The following is an 18,600-nucleotide window of genomic DNA, read 5'->3' as shown; positions in this document are numbered from 1 at the left end:
TACGCGAAATACCTTCAGCTTCTTCTCAGGAAAAGCTTGTAACGCGGCGGCACTGAAATTCGATCACCGGCGCCGGCCGGCGCACCGCCGGTGGTTGCCTGAATGCCGTCCGTCGCGCCCGGTGACCCGTTCGTGGTGGGCGGCGCCCCCGTTCGTGGTCTTGTGAGCACCGAGAATCCCGCGGCGCAACCAATCCACAGTGGACCCGACGGGCCGTCACGGCCGGTTTCCTGCATTCTCGGGATGATTCTCATTGATCCACGAAAAATTGCCGAAGAATGGCGGCTTCGGCGGCTGTGATGTGATCCGTGGAGTTCGGCGACGCGAACGCATCCGCACGGCTGCTTTACCGGCGGGATAAGCGCGGACGGGCGGTCCGGAAACGACGGACCCGACGGACGGCGTGGACCGTACCGGCCAACGCCCCCGCGTCCACCAGGCGGGATGGCTTGCGCCGTCCGGTGGTGCGGGCCGGGTGGACCACGGTACCGATCGGTCTGCCGTGGTCGGATCGCGCAATGGTCGCGCGTGCGCCGGGCGGGAACGTGACGGCGACGTTAAATTCTTGCGCGGCCGGGCTGGTCGATCGCGAATTTTCTGAAGCTCGGCGATGAAATCGCGGTGGGTTGTTGACGGCACGGAAGGAACCCGCTTAAGTACACCCCGTTACCTCTTCACCCTTTCGTGCGTAGCGGGAGTTCCCATGCTTCTCTCGAAAGACGACTCCGTGCCGGCCGGGCTGGTCGTCGCCGTGTCGCCGCTGCGATGGCCGTCGGCGCGCGGGGTGGCCGCCGCCGCCCGGGGCGGCGGCCTCGGCGTGCTCGACCTGACCGACGGCGGCGCCGCGGGTGCGGAAGAGCTCGCGTTGCTGGGGGAGTGGGGTGTTCCGGCGTTCGGGGTCCGCCTTGCGCACCCGGTGGACCTGCCCGACGCGGTGACCACCGTGCTGCTCACCGAAGACGCGCAGTGCTCGCCGCGGGACTTCCCGGGCCGGCGGGTCCTGGCCGAGGTCACCTCCCGCGCCGCGGCGGACCGTGCGGTCGCCGCCGGCGCGCACGGCCTGATCGCCCGCGGGCACGAATGCGGTGGCCGGGTGGGCGAGCTGAGCACCTTCGTGCTGCTGCAGGCCCTGCTGGCCGACGGGCACGTCCCGGTGTGGGCGGCGGGCGGCATCGGGCCGCACACCGCCGCGGCCGCCGTCGCGGGCGGCGCGGCCGGTGTCGTCGTCGACACCCAGCTCGCCCTGCTGCCGGAAGCCGAACTGCCCTCAGGCCTGACCATGGCCGTCACCGGGCTCGACGGGTCGGAAACGACCGTCGTGGACGGTGTCCGCGTGCTCGCCCGGCGGGGCGTCGAACCAGTGGAAGCCGGTCAGGACGTCTTCCTCGCCTCCCGGTTCCGCGACCGCTGGGGCACGGTGACCGCCGCGGTGCGCGGCCTGGCCGACGCCGTCGGCGAAGCCCTTCGCCTGCCGGACGCGGTGCTGGGCCCCGGCAGCGCGGGCAGCCGCGCGTTCGGCACGGCGCTGCCGGTAGCGCAGGGCCCGATGACCAGGGTCAGCGACCAGCCCGCCTTCGCGGCCGAAGTCGCCGCGGGCGGTGCGCTGCCGTTCGTCGCGCTGGCCCTGTCCGGCCCCGAGCAGACCCGCGATGTGCTGGAGAAGACGCGGGCGGCGGTCGGCGACGCGCCCTGGGGCGTCGGCGTGCTCGGGTTCGCCGCCGACGACGTCAAGGCCGCGCAGCTGGCGGTCATCCGCGAACTGCGGCCCACGCACGCGATCATCGCCGGCGGCCGCCCGGCCCAGGCGAGTGCCCTGGAAGCCGCCGGCATCGCGACCTTCCTCCACGTGCCGTCGCCGGGCCTGCTGAAGCAGTTCCTCGAGGCGGGCGCGCGCAAGTTCGTCTTCGAAGGCTCCGAATGCGGCGGGCACGTCGGCCCGCGGACCAGCTTCCCGTTGTGGGAGGCCCAGCTCGGGGTGCTCGCCGACTTCCTCGCGGCCACCCCCGACGCCGCCGCGGACCTGCAGCTGCTGTTCGCCGGCGGCGTCCACGACGAGCGTTCGGCCGCGATGGTGGCCGCCCTCGCCGCGCCGGTGGCCGGGCGCGGCGCGGCGATCGGCGTGCTGATGGGCACCGCCTACCTCTTCACCCGCGAGGCCGTCGACGCCGGTGCCGTGCGGCCGCTGTTCCAGCGCCGGCTCCTGGAAGCCGAGCACACCGACCTCCTGGAGACCGCGCCGGGCCACGCCACCCGGTGCGTGCGCAGCCCGTTCACCGAGGAGTACGCCGCGATCAAGGCGGACCTCGCGCAGCGCGGCGTGCCCAGCCGGGACGCCTGGGAGCAGCTGGAAACGCTCAACGTCGGACGGCTGCGCCTGGCGAGCAAGGGGATCGAGCGGGTCGGCTCGGAACTGCGGGACGTCGGCGAGGACCGCCAGCTCGCCGAAGGCATGTTCATGGCGGGCGAGGTCGCCGTGCTGCGCTCGGCCGTCACCACGATCGCCGCCCTGCACCACGCGGTGGGCGAGGGCGCGAACGCGTTCCTGCGGGCCCGGGCCGCCGGATTCGGTGCCGCCGAGGCCGAACCACCCGCGCCGGCGCCGCTGGACATCGCGATCGTCGGGATGGCCTGCATGTTCCCGCAGGCGCCGGACCTGGCCGCGTTCTGGGCGAACGTGCTGGCCGGTGCCGACGCGGTCACCGAGGTGCCGCCGCAGCGCTGGGACACGTCGCTGTACTACGACCCGGACGGGCAGGGGGCGAAGACGCCGTCGCGCTGGGGCGGGTTCCTCCCGGAAATCGGCTTCGACCCGCTGAAGTACGGCATCCCGCCGTCGTCGCTGGCCAGCATCGAACCCGTGCAGCTGCTGGCACTGGAGGCCGCGCACCGCGCGCTGGCCGACGCCGGCTACGCGGACCGCGCGTTCGACCGGGCCCGGACGTCGGTGGTCTTCGGCGCCGAGGCGGGCAGTGACCTGTCGAACGCGATGACGTTGCGGAGCGTGCTGCCGTCCTATGTGGGCGAACTGCCGTCCGAACTGGACGAACGGCTGCCGCGGATCACCGAGGACTCCTTCCCCGGCGTGCTCGCCAACGTGATCGCCGGCCGGATCGCCAACCGGCTCGACCTCGGCGGGGCGAACTACACCGTCGACGCCGCCTGTGCGTCCTCGCTGACCGCGGTCGACGTCGCCTGCAAGGAATTGACCGCCGGCACCAGCGACCTGGTCCTCTGCGGCGGCGCCGACCTGCACAACGGCATCAACGACTACCTCCTGTTCGCCTCGGCGCACGCCCTCTCGCCGACCGGCCGGTCGGCGACGTTCGACAGCGCGGCCGACGGCATCGCCCTCGGCGAAGGCGTCGCGTGCCTGGCGCTCAAGCGACTCGGCGACGCCGAACGCGACGGCGACCGGGTGTACGCGGTGATCAAGGGCGTCGGTGCGGCGTCGGACGGCCGCGCGCTCGGCTTGACCGCGCCCCGGCCCGAAGGCCAGCACACGGCGCTGACCCGGGCCTACCGCAACGCCGGTGTCTCGCCGGCGCGCGTCGGGCTGGTCGAGGCGCACGGCACCGGCACCGTCGTCGGCGACCGGACCGAGCTCGGCACGCTGACGAAGGTGTTCACCGAAGCCGGCGCCGCACCGGGTGCGTGCACGATCGGCTCGGTGAAGTCGCAGATCGGGCACACCAAGTGCGCCGCGGGCCTGGCCGGGCTGATCAAGGCCGCGCTCTCCGTGCACACCGGCGTCAAGCCGCCCACCCTGCACCTCACGCAGCCGAACCCGGCGTGGGACTCCGAAACCAGCCCGTTCGTGTTCCAGGCGGCGGCGCAGCCGTGGACCACCCCGCCGTCCGAGCGGTTCGCCGGTGTCAGCGCGTTCGGCTTCGGCGGCACCAACTTCCACGTGGTGCTCGCCGCGCACGACGGCGTCCCGCCCGCGCAGGCCGCCGACGAGTGGCCCGCGGAGCTGTTCACCTTCGCCACCGATGCCGCGGCGCGCGAGCTGCTGGCCATGGCCTCGGAAACGCCGTCGCCGTGGCGGCTGCGCGACCTGGCCCGGGCGGCCGCCGAACGGTCGCACGGGCGACCGGCGCGGCTCGCCGTCGTCGCGTCCACTGTGGACGAGCTGACCGGGCTGCTGCGGCAGGCGCTCGACGGGCAGGACGCACCCGGGGTGTTCCGCGCGGACGACGCGGTGGCGGGCGAGGTCGCGGTGCTGTTCCCCGGCCAGGGCAGCCAGCGGCCGGGCATGTTCGCCGAGCTGTTCGTCGCCTTCCCCGAACTGCAGCGGTACCTGCGCCTGGACCCGGCGACGGCCGGGGCCGTGTTCGGCCCGGCGGTGTTCGGGGAGCCGGCGCGGCAGGCCGCCGCGGACCGGGTCACCGACACCCGCGTCGCCCAGCCCGCGCTCGGGCTGGCCGGGCTGGCCGCGTTCCGGCTGCTGACCCGCGCCGGCGTGCGGCCGTCGATGCTCGGCGGGCACAGCTACGGCGAGCTGACGGCGCTGGCCGCCGCGGGCGCCCTCACGCCGGAGGGACTGCTGCACGCGAGCCACGTCCGGGCGGCGGCGATCCTCGACGCGGTCCCGGACGGTGATCCGGGGGCGATGGCCGCGGTGTCGGCGTCCGCCGCCGAGGTGCTCGCGGTCCTCGGCGCGTCGCCGGTCGTCCTGGCCAACCACAACTCGCCCCGGCAGACGGTGATTTCGGGACCCACGGCCGACGTCGAGGCGGCGGTCGGGGAGCTGCGCGCCGCCGGGCTCGGCGCGAAGCGGATCCAGGTGGCGTGCGCGTTCCACAGTTCCCTGGTCGCGCCGGCCGGGGCGGCGTTCGGCCGGGCCCTCGAGGCGATCGGCGTCGTGCGGCCGAAGGTGCCGGTGTACGCCAACCGGACGGCCGCGCCCTACCCGGCGGACCCGGACGCGGTCCGCGGTGAGCTGGCCGCCCAGCTGGGGTCGCCGGTCCGGTTCGTCGAGCAGGTCGAGGCGATGTACGCGGCCGGGGCGCGGGTGTTCGTCGAGGCCGGCCCCGGGTCCGTGCTGGCCAGGCAGGTGGCCGCCATCCTCGGCGACCGGCCGCACCGGACGGTCGGGTTCGAGCAGCGCGGCCACCGTGGCCTGCCGGGCTTCCTCGGCGCGCTGGCGCAGCTGGCGGTGTCCGGGGTCCCGGTCGAGACGGGCTGGCTGTTCCGCGGCCGGGACGCGGTCGACGCCTCGGCCGCGCCGCGCCCGAAGCGTCCGGGCTGGACGGTCGACGGCCACCTGCTGCGCGCGGCGGACGGCACGATCCCGGCGGGCGCCCTCCGCCCGGCGGAACGGATCACGCTGGAAACGGTGGCCCCGGGGGCGGCCACGTCGGAGGCGATGGTCGCGGACTTCCTGCGCACCGGCCGCGAGATGATCGCCGCCCAGCGCGACGTGCTCCTGGGCTTCCTCGGCGCCGAGGCACCCGCGGAGGTCCGGGCGCCGATCACGGCGCCGATCACGGTGCCGGTCATCGAGCAGCCCGCGGTGGTGCCGGTCGCGGCCCCGAAGGCGGCTTCGGTGCTGGAGACCGTGGTGGCGGTGATCGGGGAGCGGACGGGGTATCCGGTGGAGATGATCGAGCCGGATCTCGATCTGGAAGCCGACTTGAGTGTGGATTCGATCAAGCGGGCGGAGATCGCGGGCGAGCTGGCGTCCCGGCTGGGGCTGGCCGGCGGGGACGTGGAGGAGTTCGCGAAGGCGCGCACGGCGGCGGCGATCGCCGGGCTGATCGGTGACGAGCCTGCCGAGGTGGCGCCGGCGGTTTCGGTGCTGGAGACCGTGGTGGCGGTGATCGGGGAGCGGACGGGGTATCCGGTGGAGATGATCGAGCCGGATCTCGATCTGGAAGCCGATCTGAGTGTGGATTCGATCAAGCGGGCGGAGATCGCCGGAGAACTGGCGAGCCGCCTGAACCTCGACACCGGTGGCGACGTCGAGGAGCTGGCCAAGGCCCGCACGGCCGCGGCGATCGCCGAGCTGATCGACGGCTCGGCCGGGTCGCAGAGCACCGCCGAATCGGCCCAGCTCGGGCCACGCACTCCGGCCGAGCCTTCCCTGCCCGTGCCGCGAACTCCGGCCGAGCCCGCACCGCTCGTCGTCGCGCCGAAACGCCTGGTCATGGCCGAAACCGCCCTGCCGGCCGCCGCCGATCCCGAAGTCGCCGGGCGGAAGTTCCTCCTCTTCGGCCGCGGTTCGCTCGCCGAAGCCGTCCGAGCCCACCTCACCGAGCTGGGCGCGACCGCCGAGGTCGCCGACGACGTCCGCCCCGGGTTCGACGGCATCCTGTTCCTGCCGGACGACCGTCCCGTGCTCCCGGCCGCCTTCCCCCGCTACCAGGCCGCCCTGGCCACGAACCCGTCCTGGCTGCTCACCGCCGGCCCCGGCGAGGGCCTGCGCGGCTTCCACCGCAGCCTCGCCCGCGAATACCCGGACACCGTCACCCGCGTGGTCGAACTGTCCCCGGACGACGCACCGGAACGGCAGGCCGCGGCCTTCGTCGCCGAGCTGTCCACAGTGGATCGCGAGCCGGTCGTCGTGCGGCGCGGCGAGACCCGGACCGGTTTCCGGATGACCGAACGGGACCTCGGCCCGCTCGGCAGCAGCGGTGCCGGACCGGCGGGCGACGGCGCCGCCGAAGCCACCGCGCTCGGCCTCGGCCGGGACTCGGTCGTCCTGCTCGTCGGGGGCGCCAAGGGCATCACCGCCCGGTTCGCCGCCACCCTGGCCGCGGCCGCCCGCTGCCGGATCGAACTCCTCGGCCGGACCCCCGTCCCGGCCGCCGAGGACGAACACCCGCAGGCCCGCACGGCCCAGGACCTCCGCGCCGCCCTCATCGCCGCCGGCCTCAGGAGCCCCGCCGAGATCGAACGCACGGTCCGCCGGATCCAGGGCGAACGCGAGGTCCGGCAGACACTCGCCCAGCTCGAAGCCCTCGGCAGCCCGGCGCGCTACCAGTCGGTCGACATGCTCGACGCCGAAGCCGTGCACCGCGCGGTCAAGGAGATCCACGCCGAGCACGGCCGGCTCGACGGCATCGTCTACGCAGCCGGCGTGATCGAGGACAAGCTCGTCGCCGAGAAGACACCGGAGTCGTTCGAGCGCGTCTACAGCACCAAGGTCGAAGGCGCCCGCACCCTCCTGGAGGCGACCGCCGACCTGCCCGGAGAGCCGGCGTTCGTGGTCCTGTTCGGCAGCATCGCCGCGACGCTCGGCAACCGCGGCCAGTCCGACTACGCCGCCGCCAACGACGCCCTCGAAACGCTGGGCCGCCAGTGGCCCGCCGGGCGCGCGGTGACCGTCCACTGGGGACCGTGGGCCCCGACCGGCGAGCACGACGGCATGGTCACGCCCGAGCTGATGCGCGACTACGCCCGCCGCGGCATCGCGCTGATCGACCCGGAGGAAGGCACCCTCGGCCTGCTGCGCGAGCTGGCCTGGGGGCGCCCGGACGCCGCCGCCGTCGTCCACACGGCGTCCGGGTGGTGACGGACATGCGGGTGGCCGGCGGTGTTGCCATTGTCGGGATGTCGGTCCTGCTGCCCGGCGCGCCCGACCTGGCGAGCTACTGGCGCAACCTCACCGGCGGGGTCGACGCGATCACCGACGTGCCGCCCGGCAAGTGGGACCTCGCGCACTACGCCCCGGACGAGGGGCGCCGGGCCGACCGGGTCTACTGCCGCCGCGGCGGGTTCGTCGACGAACTGGCCGAAGTGGACGTCGCCGGCTTCGGCATCATGCCGAACTCGGTGCCCGCCACCGAACCCGACCAGCTGATCGCCCTGCGCGTCGCGGCGCAGGCCGTCGCGGACGCCGGCGGCCCGGACCGGTTGCCCGCCGACCGCGCGAAGATCGGCGTCGTGCTCGGCCGCGGCGGCTACCTGACGCCGGGGCTGGTCCGGCTCGACCAGCGCGTCCGCACGGCCAGCCAGCTCGTCCGCACCCTCGGCGAGCTGCTGCCGGACCTGGACGCCGACCGGCTCGACGCGGTCCGCCAGGCCTTCACCGACCAGCTCGGCCCGGAGGCGCCGGAGTCCGCGATCGGGCTGGTGCCCAACCTGGCCGCGTCCCGGCTGGCGAACCGGCTCGACCTGCGCGGCCCGGCGTACACGGTCGACGCCGCGTGCGCGTCCTCGCTGATCGCCGTCGACCACGCCGTGCGGGAGCTCGAAAGCGGCCGTTGCGACGCCGTCCTGGCCGGTGGGGTGCACCACTGCCACGACATCACCTTCTGGAGCGTGTTCACCCAGCTCGGCGCGCTGTCGCCGTCGGAGCGGATCCGGCCGTTCCACCGCGACGCCGACGGCGTCCTGATCGGCGAAGGCACCGGGGTCGTCGTCCTCAAGCGGCTCGCCGACGCCCAGCGCGACGGCGACCGCGTGTACGCCGTGATCACCGGCACCGGCGTGGCTTCCGACGGGCGGACCGCGAGCCTGGCCAGCCCCGACTCCGGCGGCCAGGTCCGGGCCGTCCGCCAGGCGTGGGCCGCGGCCGGCCTGGACCCGGCGGCGCCGGACTCGATCGGCCTGCTGGAGGCGCACGGCACCGCCACCCCGGCCGGCGACGCCGCCGAGCTCGCCACCCTCGCGGAGGTCTTCGGACCCCGGGGGAGTGCGGTGCTCGGCTCGGTCAAGTCGATGATCGGGCACACGATGCCCGCGGCCGGGATCGCCGGGCTCGTCAAGGCGGCACTGGCCGTGCACCACGGCGTCCTGCTGCCCACGCTGCACTGCGACGACCCGCACCCGGCGCTCGCGAGCACCCGTTTCTCCACTTTGGACACCGCCGCCCCGTGGGACGCGCCGGTGCGCCGCGCCGGGGTCAACGCGTTCGGGTTCGGCGGGATCAACGCCCACGTCGTCCTGGAACAGGCGCCGGGGCGGGCGAAGCCGGTGGTGGTGCGCGAGCCCGAACGCGTGCTGCGGCTCGCCGCGCCGAGCGTCGAGGCCCTGCGCGAAGCGTTCGACCGGGGCGAGCACCAGCCGGCCGTCGACGGTCCGGTCCGGCTCGGCATCGTCGACCCGACGGAGAAGCGGCTGGCACTGGCCCGCAAGGCGCTCGCCCGGGGCCGGGCCTGGCGCGGCCGCAACGACGTCTGGTTCACCGACCGCCCGCTGCTGGGGCCCGGCGGCGGCAAGGTCGCCTTCCTCTTCCCCGGCCTCGAATCGGAGCTCACGCTGAACTGCGGCGACGTCGCCCGGCACTTCGGCCTGCCGTGGCAGCACGCGGACGTCGAGGTCGGTGACGTCGGGCGCCAGGGTGCCGCGGTGTTCGAGCTCGGTCGACTGCTGCACGCCGCGCTCGGCAGGCTCGGCGTCACGCCGGACGCCGTCGCCGGGCACAGCCTGGGCGAATGGACGGCGATGGCCGTCGCCGGCGTCTACGCCGAGGCCGAGGTCGACGCCTTCCTCGCCGGGTTCGACCCGGACGCCCTCGTCGTCCCCGGGCTGGCCTTCGCCGCGATCGGCGCGCCCGCGCCGCGGGTGCTCGAGGAGCTGGCCGGGCGGGCGGACGTCGTGTTGTCGCACGACAACTCGCCGAACCAGGCCATGATCTGCGGTCCGGAGGCGGCCGTCGGCGCACTCGTGCAGCGCTTCCGCGACGCCGGGATCGTGGCGCAGGTGCTGCCGTTCCGGTCCGGCTTCCACACGCCGATGCTGCGGCCGTACCTGGACCCGATCCGCGGGGCCGCCGAGCGGTTCACCCTGCACCCGCCGGCCCTGCCGCTCTGGTCCGCGACCACGGTTTCGGAGTACCCCGCGGCCGCGGCCGAGGTCCGCGAGCTGTTCGTCCGGCACCTGCTGGAGCCGGTCCGGTTCCGCCCGCTGGTGCGGGCCCTGCACGACGACGGCGTCCGCGCGTTCGTCCAGGTCGGTGCCGGGCAGCTCGGCTCCCTGGTCGGGGACACCCTGCACGGCGAAGAACACCTCGTCGTGGCCGCGCATTCGGGGCAGCGTCCGGGGTTGGCGCAGCTGCGCCGGGTCGCGACCGCGCTGTGGGCCGACGGCCTGGACATCGACTTCACGCGCCTGCCCGGCGAACGCCCGGCCGGGCCGAAGGCGGTCAAGCTCGACCTCGGCGGCCGCCTGATCTCCCTCGACGACCAGGTCCGCGCGCGGATCGCGCTGCCCGCCGTCCGCAAGTCCGCAGTGGACGGCCTGGCCGCCAAGGGTCCGCTCGCCGCCGAGTTCGCCGCCCTGCTGGCCGACACGGCCGAGCTGGCGTCCACCGTGCTCGCCGGCCCGGCGCGCCGGCCGGCGGCACCGCGGCCGCTCGACACCGCGCTCACCGTGTCACTGGACGCGATGCCGTACCTGCTCGACCACTGCTTCTTCAAGCAGCCGCCGCAGGCCGACCCGGGCGACCGGTGGCCGGTCGTGCCGGCCACCACGGTGATCGACCACCTGATGCGGTTCGCCGAGCAGGCCGCGCCCGGCCGGCACGCGGTCGCCGTGCACGACGTCCGGCTCAGCCAGTGGATCACCGCGGTCCCGGCGGTCACCGTCCCGGTGCGCGTCCGGCCACAGGGCACCGACCGGGTGGTCGCGACGCTGGCCGGGTATTCGCAGGCCGTCGTGGAACTCGCCCCGGAGTACCCGGCCGCCGGGCCGGCGCCGTGGCGGTTCCCGGCGTCGGCCGAACAGGTGCCCGAGACCACCGCGGCGCAGCTGTACAGCGAGCGCTGGATGTTCCACGGCCCGCTGTTCCAGGGCGTCACCGAGCTCACGGCCGTCGGCGAGCGGCACGTGCGCGCTGTGCTGACCACGCCGGACGCACCCGGCGCGCTGCTCGACAACGTCGGCCAGGTGCTGGGCTACTGGATCATGTCCCGGCTGCCCGAGCGGACCACCGTGTTCCCGGTCGCCATGCGCGAAATCCGGTTCCACGGCCCGCACCCGGCGCCCGGCGAGCGCCTGGAGTGCCTGGTCCGGATCACCGGGCTGACCGAGGAGTTCCTCGACGCCGACATGCAGCTGGTCCACAACGGACGGGTGTGGGCCGAGTTCACCGGCTGGCGCGACCGCCGGTTCGACAGCACCCCGCACATCCGGCAGGCCGACCGCACGCCCGAGCGCTCGACGCTGTCGCACGCCCAGCCGGGCGGCTGGGCGTGCGTCCACGAGCAGTGGCCCGACCTGGCCACCCGCGAGCTGATCATGCGCAACTACCTCGCCGGCCCCGAGCGCGAAGCCTACGACCGCCGTCCGCCGCGCGGGCGGCGCCAGTGGCTGCTCGGCCGGATCGCGGCCAAGGACGCGGTCCGCCAGTTCCTCTGGGCCCGCGGCGAAGGCGAGATGTTCCCCGCCGAACTGCGCATCGGCAACGACGAAGCCGGGCGGCCCTTCGCGACCGGTGCTTACGGCCGGGAGCTGCCGCCCGTGACGGTTTCCGTGGCGCACCGCGCCGAAGCCGGGGTGGCGATCGCCCGGCACGGGCGGTGCGGCATCGACGTCGAGGAGGTCGTGCCGCGTTCGGAGTCCACTGTGGAGGCCGCGCTCGGGCCGGGCGAGCTGGCGTTGTTCGCGGGCCTGTCCGGCGACCCGGAGCGGTGGTTCGCCCGGTTCTGGACGGCGAAGGAAGCCGTGGCGAAGCTGCGCGGCACCGGGCTGCGCGGCGAACCGCGGGACTTCGAGGTCGTCGCGGCGACCCCGGAAGAGCTGACCGTCCGCGTCGCGGGCCGCGAGTACCGCGTGTGCTGCGCCGACGTCGAGAACCCGCCCGGCGCGCCGCCGCGCCGCTACGTCGTCGCCTGGACCGAAGAGACGAAGGAGACTGCCGGATGAGCATCGAGACCACGGCCGCGAACGAGGTGACCGTGCTCGCCCAGCTGAGCGGCATGCTGCGGGAGCTGCTCGAAGAGTACGGGCTGGACGACGCCGAGATCACCATGGAGACGACGTTCCACGACGACCTCGAACTGGAGAGCGTGGACCTGGTGGCGCTGTCCGGGCGGCTGCGCGAGCAGTACGGCGACCGCGTCAACTTCGCGATCTTCATCGCCGAACGCGACCTCGACGAGATCATCGCGCTGACCGTCGGCGAGCTCGTCCGCTACATCGTCGCCTCCCTGCGGGAGACGGCGTGAGCCGCGTTCGCGCGGGCGAGCTGGACGTGCACGTCCAGCGGCTGACGCCGGCGGAGCCGCCGGACGGGGACGCGCCGATCGTGGTGTGCGTCCACGGCCTGCTCACCGACAGTCTGGCCAGCTACTACTTCACCCTCGGCCCGGCCTTCGCCGAGCGCGGGCTCGACGTGCTGATGTACGACCTGCGCGGGCACGGCCGCACGACTCGCCCGGCCTCCGGGTACCACCTGGAGCGGTTCGTCGACGACCTCGTCGCGGTCCTCGACGCCTGTGACGTCACCCGGCCGGTGCACGTCGTCGGCAACTCCTTCGGTGCCTCGGTCGCGCTCGGGCTGGCCGCCGCCCGGCCCGACCGGGTGGCCAGCGTCGTCGTGCTGGAGGGCGAACCGCCGACCGAGGAGTGGACTCGGCACATGGCCGACGGGCTCGCCGACGCCAAGACCCGGCTGGCGAGCGACGAGGTGATCGGCTGGATCGCCGAGAACCACGGCGCGCACACCGCACGGCTGTCCAAGGCCGCGAACCGGATCCTGCAGACCACGACGATCGCCGAGGACATCCCGCGCAGCGCGACCATCGCGGCCGACCTCTCGGCGATCCGCTGCCCGGTGTTCGCCGTCTTCGGCGGCGACTCCGGCCTGGCGGCCCAGGTGCCGCACTTCGAGACGCACCTGCCGGGCTGCCGCTGTGTCGTGCTGCCCGACCAGGGGCATTCGGTGCTGGTCGAGCGGACCGCCGAGGTCATCGAGCTGATCTCCGGCTGGGTCCGCGACACCGCGCGCACGCAGGCCAGGGTGCGGTAGTGGCCCGGTTCCTCTTCGTCGTCCCGCCCCTGGTCGGGCACGTCAACCCGGCCGTCGGCGTGGCGGCCGAGCTCACCGCGCGCGGCCACGAAGTCGCCTGGGCCGGCCACGACGAACTGCTGTGGCAGCTGGCCGGCCCGGATGCGCTCGTCTTCGCCTGCGCCGTGCCGCGCGACCGGCCCGAGCGCCTGCCCGAGCTGAAAGGCCCGGCGGCGCTGCGGTTCCTCTGGCAGGACTTCCTCGTCCCGCTGGCCGACGCGATGGCCCCCGGCGTGACCGCGGCACTCGACGCGTTCGAACCGCACGTCGTGGTGGCCGACCAGCAGGCACTGGCCGGCGGCGTGCTCGCCGAGGCCCGCGGCCTGCCGTGGGTCACCTCGGCGACGACGTCGGCCGAGCTCGTGGACCCCCTGGCCGGGATGCCGAAGGTGGGGGACTGGGTCGACGGGCTGCTCGACGGGCTGCGCGCGCGGATCGCCGACGGCCGCGGGACAGCGGACCCGCGGTTCTCGCCGCACGGCGTCCTGGTCTTCACGACCCGCGAACTGCTCGGCGAGACCGTGCTGCCGCCGTCGGTCCGGCTCGTCGGGCCCGCCCTCGGCGCCCGGCCGTCCACGGTGGACTTCCCGTGGGAGTGGCTCGACCCACTGGTGCCGACGGTATTGGTGTCCCTCGGCACCGCGAACGCGACCGCCGGCGCCGGGTTCCTGAGCGCGACGGCGGAGGCGTTCGCCGGGCTGACGGCCCGTGCGGTGATCGCCGACCCGGCCGGCGTACTCGGCGACGTCCCGCCGAACGTCCTGGTGCGGCCGCGGGTCCCGCAGCTGCCGCTGCTGTCGCGGGTGGACGCGGTGGTGTGCCACGCGGGCCACAACACGGTCTGCGAAACGCTGTGGCACGGGCTCCCGCTGGTGGTCGCCCCGATCCGCGACGACCAGCCGATCGTGGCGGCCCAGGTGGTGGCGGCGGGCGCGGGGATCCGCTTGCGGTTCGGCCGCGCGGACGCACCCAGGATCGCGGCGGCGGTCGAGGGGGTGCTGACGGAACCGGCATACCGGCGCGCGGCGGAGAGGGTGGCGGAGTCATTCCACGCAGCCGGCGGCAGCGGGGCCGCTGCGGGGGTTCTGGAGCAGCTCGCCTTGGAGAGCCTGGCGCACCTGGGGCTCGGAAAGCCCTGATTTACTTCGAAAAATCACGCGGATACCGTCGATGGCATGACTGTTTCCCGCTGCACTTCCGAAGACGTTCCCGAACTCGTGCGGTCGGCCGCCGGGCTGTTCGCCGAAGACGCCGGGCGCCACGACCCCCGCATGGACCTCGGCTGGCCGGCGCGCGAAGGCACGGCCTACTACGCGAAGCTCGTCGACGATCCGGACTGCCTGTGCCTGCTGGGCGGCGGCGGGCACTTGGTCGGCCGGATACGGCCGCCGGACCCGTTACGGCCCGGCACGGTGACCGCGGTGCTGGAGAGCATGCGCGTGGGCCCGGAGCACCGCCGCTCGGGGATCGGCGGCGAGCTGGTCACTGCGTTTCTCGCGTGGTCGGCGGAAAAGGGCGCGGACGAGGTCACCGTCCGGGCCTATGCCGCCAACGAACCCGCCATCGCCTTCTACCGCGCGCAGGGGTTCGAGCCGTTCGAACTGACCCTGCGTCACCGGAACGGGTGGCTATCCACAGTGGACGCCGGCTACTAGCTTGGAGAGATGACGGCCACCGCGGAAGTCACGCCCGGCACCGCGGCGCCGCCCGCGCTGAGCCGCGGCCGGGTCAACGCCGTGTTCGGCGCCGTGCTGCTGGGGATGCTGCTGGCGGCGCTGGACCAGACCATCGTCGGCACCGCGCTGCCCACCATTGTCGGCGACCTCGGCGGCGCCGGGCACCTGTCCTGGGTGGTGACGTCCTACCTGCTGGCCGAGACCATCATGACGGTGGTCGTCGGCAAGCTCGGCGACCTGTTCGGCCGCAAGCTGATGTTCCAGCTGTCGGTCATCGTGTTCGGCATCGGCTCGTTCTGCGCCGGGTTCGCCGACAGCATGGTCTGGCTGATCGTCTGGCGCGCGGTGCAGGGCCTGGGCGGCGGCGGGCTGATGGTCACCTCGACCGCGCTGATCGCCGACGTCGTCCCGCTGCGCGAGCGCGGCAAGTACCAGGGTGTGCTCGGTTCGGTGTTCGGCGTGGTGACCGTCGCGGGCCCGATGCTGGGCGGCTTCTTCGTCGACCACCTCTCCTGGCGGTGGGCCTTCTACGTCAACATCCCGCTGGTCGTGGTGGTGCTCGTGGTGGCGTCCTCGGCGATGCCGAACGCCCGCGCCGCGGTCAAGCCGGTCATCGACTACGCCGGCATCCTGCTGATCGGCCTCGCCGCGACCGGCCTGACCCTGGTGACGAGCTGGGGCGGCACGCAGTACGCGTGGGGCTCGCCGACCATCGTCGGGATGGCGGTCGGCTCGGTGGTGCTGCTGGCCGCGTTCGTCTTCGTGGAGCTGCGGGCCAAGGAGCCGATGCTGCCGATGCGGCTGTTCCGCAACCCGGTGTTCACCGTCGGCGGGATCATGAGCTTCGTCGTCGGCTTCGCGATGCTCGGCGCGCTGTCCTACCTGCCGACGTACATGCAGTACGTCCAGGGCACGTCGGCGACGACGTCCGGGGTCCGGCTGCTGCCGATGGTGCTGGCCCTGCTCGTCGCGTCGATCGCCGCGGGCAACGCGGTGAGCCGCACCGGGCGGTACAAGATCTTCCCGCTGGCCGGCGCGACGGGCATGACGATCGGGCTGTACCTGCTTTCGCGGCTGGACACCGGCACCGGGTTCTGGGAGGCGTCGGCGTACATGGCCGTGCTGGGCCTGGGCATCGGCCTCGGGATGCAGGTGCTGACGATCGCGGTGCAGAACACGGTCGACTACGCCGACCTGGGCGTCGCGACCTCGGGGGTGACGTTCCTGCGCTCGATCGGCAGCTCGTTCGGCGCGGCGATCTTCGGCACGGTGTACGCCAACCAGCTGACGCCGAAGCTGGCCGCGATCCCGGTGCCGCCGGGCGTGGATCCGCGGGCGCTGCAGGTGCCCACGGCGCTGCACGCGCTGCCGGAGTCGGTGTCGGCCCCGGTGATCCGCGCGTACAGCGACTCGCTGCACGTCGTGTTCCTCGCGGCGGCGCCGGTCGGCCTGGTGGCGCTGGTGCTGGCCTTCTTCCTGAAGGAGGTCCCGCTGCGCGACACGGCCCGCGCGGCGGCCCCGGACCTCGGCGACGGCTTCGCGATGCCGGAAGCCCGCACCGGTGACCGCGAACTCGAGCGCGCGGTGGCGACGCTGTTCTTCCGCGAGCGCCGTCAGGTGGCACCGGCGATCGTCGAGCGGGCCGGCGGCGACCTCGACGAAGGCGGGATCTGGTGCCTGCTGCAGGTCCACCTGCGGGAACGCCGTGGTTCGCCGGCCACGCTGCGGGCGATCGGGGAGTACTTCGGCGTGCCCGCGCCGGTGCTGGAGCCGGCGTTCAACCGCCTGGAGCTGACGGGCCACCTGAGGTACACGCGGAACGGCTGGGAGCTGACCGACGCGGGCCGGGCGGAGTTCGGGAAGGTGGTCCGGGCCTGGCACGACTGGCTGGCCGACCGCCTCGGCGACTGGGGAGCGGCCGACCGGGCCGCACTGGACGCGGCGATCGGGCGCGTCGCGGCCCGGCTGATGGACCAGAGCGCCGAGGTGCGCAGTTACGGACGGCACGCTCTGGCTTGACCCGCGCCGCGGGATCTCAGCGGCGCCAGAAGTCGTGGGGGGTGCGGCCGGGCCGGAAGCCGCAGGACTCCACCAGGGCCGCGGCGTCCTCGAAGCCGCGGCCGACCAGGGCCGGGTCGTGGGCGTCGCTGCCGAAGGCCACCGTTTCGCCGCCCGCCTCGAACCACCAGCGGACCACCTCGCCGGGCAACGGCACCTGCGTGTTCACCTCCAGTGCGCGCCCACTCTCCCCGAGCGCCCGCAGGACCGTGCGGAACTCCTCCTCGAAGTCGGCCACCACGAACGGGGGCCCTTCGGCCGGCCACGAGCGCAGTGCGTAGTCGATGTGGGCGAGGACCGCGAAGTCCGCCGTCGACTCCACCAGGCCCAGGACCTCGCCGAGGTAGGCGCGCAGCAGGTCGCCCGGCGGGCGGTCGGTGATCACCGTCAGCTCGTGGTGGTGGCCGCCTTCGGAGAGGGAGTGCACCGAGCCGAGCACGCGGTCGAAGTCGTGGGCCGCCAGCAGCGCGTCGGCGCGGGGGCGGTGCCAGTGCGGCTCGCTCAGTTCCACGCCCGAGAGGATCCGCAGGCCGGGGAACCGCGAGCGGCACTCCTCGATGCACGCCAGGTAGCCCGGCACGTCCAGCTCCGGTGGCTCCAGCACGCCGTCCGGGCGCAGGTACCCGCGGAAGTGGTCCGGGAGCTGCGGCCGGATCGCGGCGGGGATCAGCCAGGGCGTCAGGTCCGCGTGCTCGGTGAACGCCAGCGAGGGGAGGCCGAGGTCGATCGCCCGCCGGCACGAGCCGATCATCGATCCGGTGACCGTGTCCCAGGACCACTCCGTGTGGACGTGACCGTCCGTCGGCAGGCTCACCACCCCGATTGTGCACTAGCGTCTGTCGCATGGCGGTCAAGGCTGTGGAGCTCGAAGTCGGCCCGCACACCGTGCGGATCTCGAACCCGGACCGGGTCTACTTCCCGGCCCGGGGCGAGACGAAGCTCGACCTGGTCAACTACTACCTCTCGGTGGGGGACGGCATCGTCAACGCCCTCCGGGAGCGGCCCTGCATGCTGCACCGGTTCCCGTCCGGGGTGGCCGGGGAGAAGGTGCACCAGAAGCGGGTGCCGAACGGGGCTCCGCCGTGGCTGGAGACCGTCCGGGTCACCTTTCCGCGGTACAACCGGCACGCTGATGAGCTTTGTGTCACCGAGCTTGCGCACGTGGCCTGGGCGGTGCAGATGTCCACAGTGGAGTTCCATCCGTGGAACTCGCGGCGGGCCGATACCGAAAAGCCTGACGAGTGGCGGATCGATCTCGATCCGATGCCCGACTGCGGGTACGACCGGGTTCGGCGGGTTGCGCACGTTGCGCACGAGATTCTCGACGAGCTCGGTGCGGTGGGGTGGCCGAAGACTTCGGGTGGGCGAGGGTTGCACATCTACGTGCGGATTTCGCCTGAGTGGGGGTTCTCCGACGTTCGTCGGGCGGCGCTGGCCTTCGCGCACGAAGTCGAACGGCGGGCTCCTGATGACGTGACCACCACCTGGTGGCGGAAGGACCGGGATCCTCGGCTGCTCTTCGTCGACTACAACCAGAATGCCCGGGATCACACCATTGCCAGTGCTTACTCGGTCCGGGGGAATCCTGAAGGGACTGTCTCCACGCCGATTCGGTGGGAAGAGATCGATGATGCCGAGCCGGGGGACTTCACCATTGCCACCGTTCCGACGCGGTTTGCCGAGGTGGGGGATCTTCACGCGGGGATCGACAAGGCTGTTTTCTCGCTGGAGCCGTTGCTCGAGTGGGCTGATCGGGACGGTGTCGAAGAACCTCCCGATGCCGATTGATGTTCTCCGGTTCTCTTCGGCCTCGGCTTCTGCTGCTTCCGGGGTTTCGCACCCCCGAAGCCCGATTGTGACTACGGCCGGCGGCAGGTTGTCAAGGCGGGAAAGCGTGACGGTTCCCCCGCGCGA

9 protein-coding genes are annotated in these 18,600 nt (G+C 73.6%); 8 read left to right on the top strand and 1 reads right to left on the bottom strand.

All coding sequences use genetic code 11. The features are described 5' to 3' along the window. Positions 1–703: 703 nt before the first annotated feature. From ABZX11_RS23345 to ABZX11_RS23315, 7 genes are read left to right on the top strand one after another with little or no spacing between them, the layout of a single operon-like run. Positions 704–7,513, top strand: a complete 6,810-nt coding sequence (locus ABZX11_RS23345; RefSeq protein ID WP_354916193.1) for an SDR family NAD(P)-dependent oxidoreductase — start codon at positions 704–706, stop codon at positions 7,511–7,513. A 5-nt stretch (positions 7,514–7,518) separates the two neighbouring features. Then, on the top strand, positions 7,519–11,808 hold the full coding sequence (locus tag ABZX11_RS23340) for a beta-ketoacyl synthase N-terminal-like domain-containing protein (RefSeq protein ID WP_354916190.1): 4,290 nt from the start codon (positions 7,519–7,521) through the stop codon (positions 11,806–11,808). Next, complete coding sequence (locus ABZX11_RS23335; RefSeq protein ID WP_354916187.1) at positions 11,805–12,110, top strand: phosphopantetheine-binding protein; 306 nt, start codon at positions 11,805–11,807, stop codon at positions 12,108–12,110. Before ABZX11_RS23340 ends, ABZX11_RS23335 begins: the two co-directional genes overlap by 4 nt. Beyond that, positions 12,107–12,913 carry an alpha/beta hydrolase gene (locus tag ABZX11_RS23330; protein ID WP_176169719.1) on the top strand — a complete coding sequence of 269 codons (807 nt, stop codon included), beginning with the start codon at positions 12,107–12,109 and terminating at the stop codon, positions 12,911–12,913. Before ABZX11_RS23335 ends, ABZX11_RS23330 begins: the two co-directional genes overlap by 4 nt. Then, a complete protein-coding gene (locus ABZX11_RS23325; protein WP_354916184.1) occupies positions 12,913–14,091 on the top strand; it encodes a nucleotide disphospho-sugar-binding domain-containing protein in 1,179 nt (392 codons plus the stop codon). The genes ABZX11_RS23330 and ABZX11_RS23325 overlap by 1 nt, the downstream gene beginning before the upstream one ends. 36 nt (positions 14,092–14,127) lie before the next feature. Then, positions 14,128–14,607, top strand: a complete 480-nt coding sequence (locus tag ABZX11_RS23320) for a GNAT family N-acetyltransferase (protein WP_176169718.1) — start codon at positions 14,128–14,130, stop codon at positions 14,605–14,607. A gap of 9 nt (positions 14,608–14,616) precedes the next feature. Then, a complete protein-coding gene (locus ABZX11_RS23315; protein WP_354916181.1) occupies positions 14,617–16,647 on the top strand; it encodes an MDR family MFS transporter in 2,031 nt (676 codons plus the stop codon). A 16-nt stretch (positions 16,648–16,663) separates the two neighbouring features. On the opposite strand, the gene ABZX11_RS23310 is transcribed toward ABZX11_RS23315, so the two are convergent. Continuing rightward, the gene (locus tag ABZX11_RS23310) at positions 16,664–17,500 is read right to left on the bottom strand and encodes a PHP domain-containing protein (protein ID WP_354916178.1); all 837 of its coding nucleotides are present in this window, start codon (positions 17,498–17,500) and stop codon (positions 16,664–16,666) included. Positions 17,501–17,529: 29 nt separating this feature from the next. Between ABZX11_RS23310 and ligD the strand changes: the two genes are divergently transcribed. Continuing rightward, positions 17,530–18,474 carry a non-homologous end-joining DNA ligase gene (gene ligD, locus ABZX11_RS23305; protein WP_354916175.1) on the top strand — a complete coding sequence of 315 codons (945 nt, stop codon included), beginning with the start codon at positions 17,530–17,532 and terminating at the stop codon, positions 18,472–18,474. Positions 18,475–18,600 lie beyond the last annotated feature (126 nt).

This window comes from Amycolatopsis sp. NPDC004169 (assembly GCF_040610315.1).
Lineage (GTDB): Bacteria > Actinomycetota > Actinomycetes > Mycobacteriales > Pseudonocardiaceae > Amycolatopsis.
Note: the sequence above shows the minus strand (reverse complement) of the source record. Positions and strands in the feature narration are given on the sequence as shown.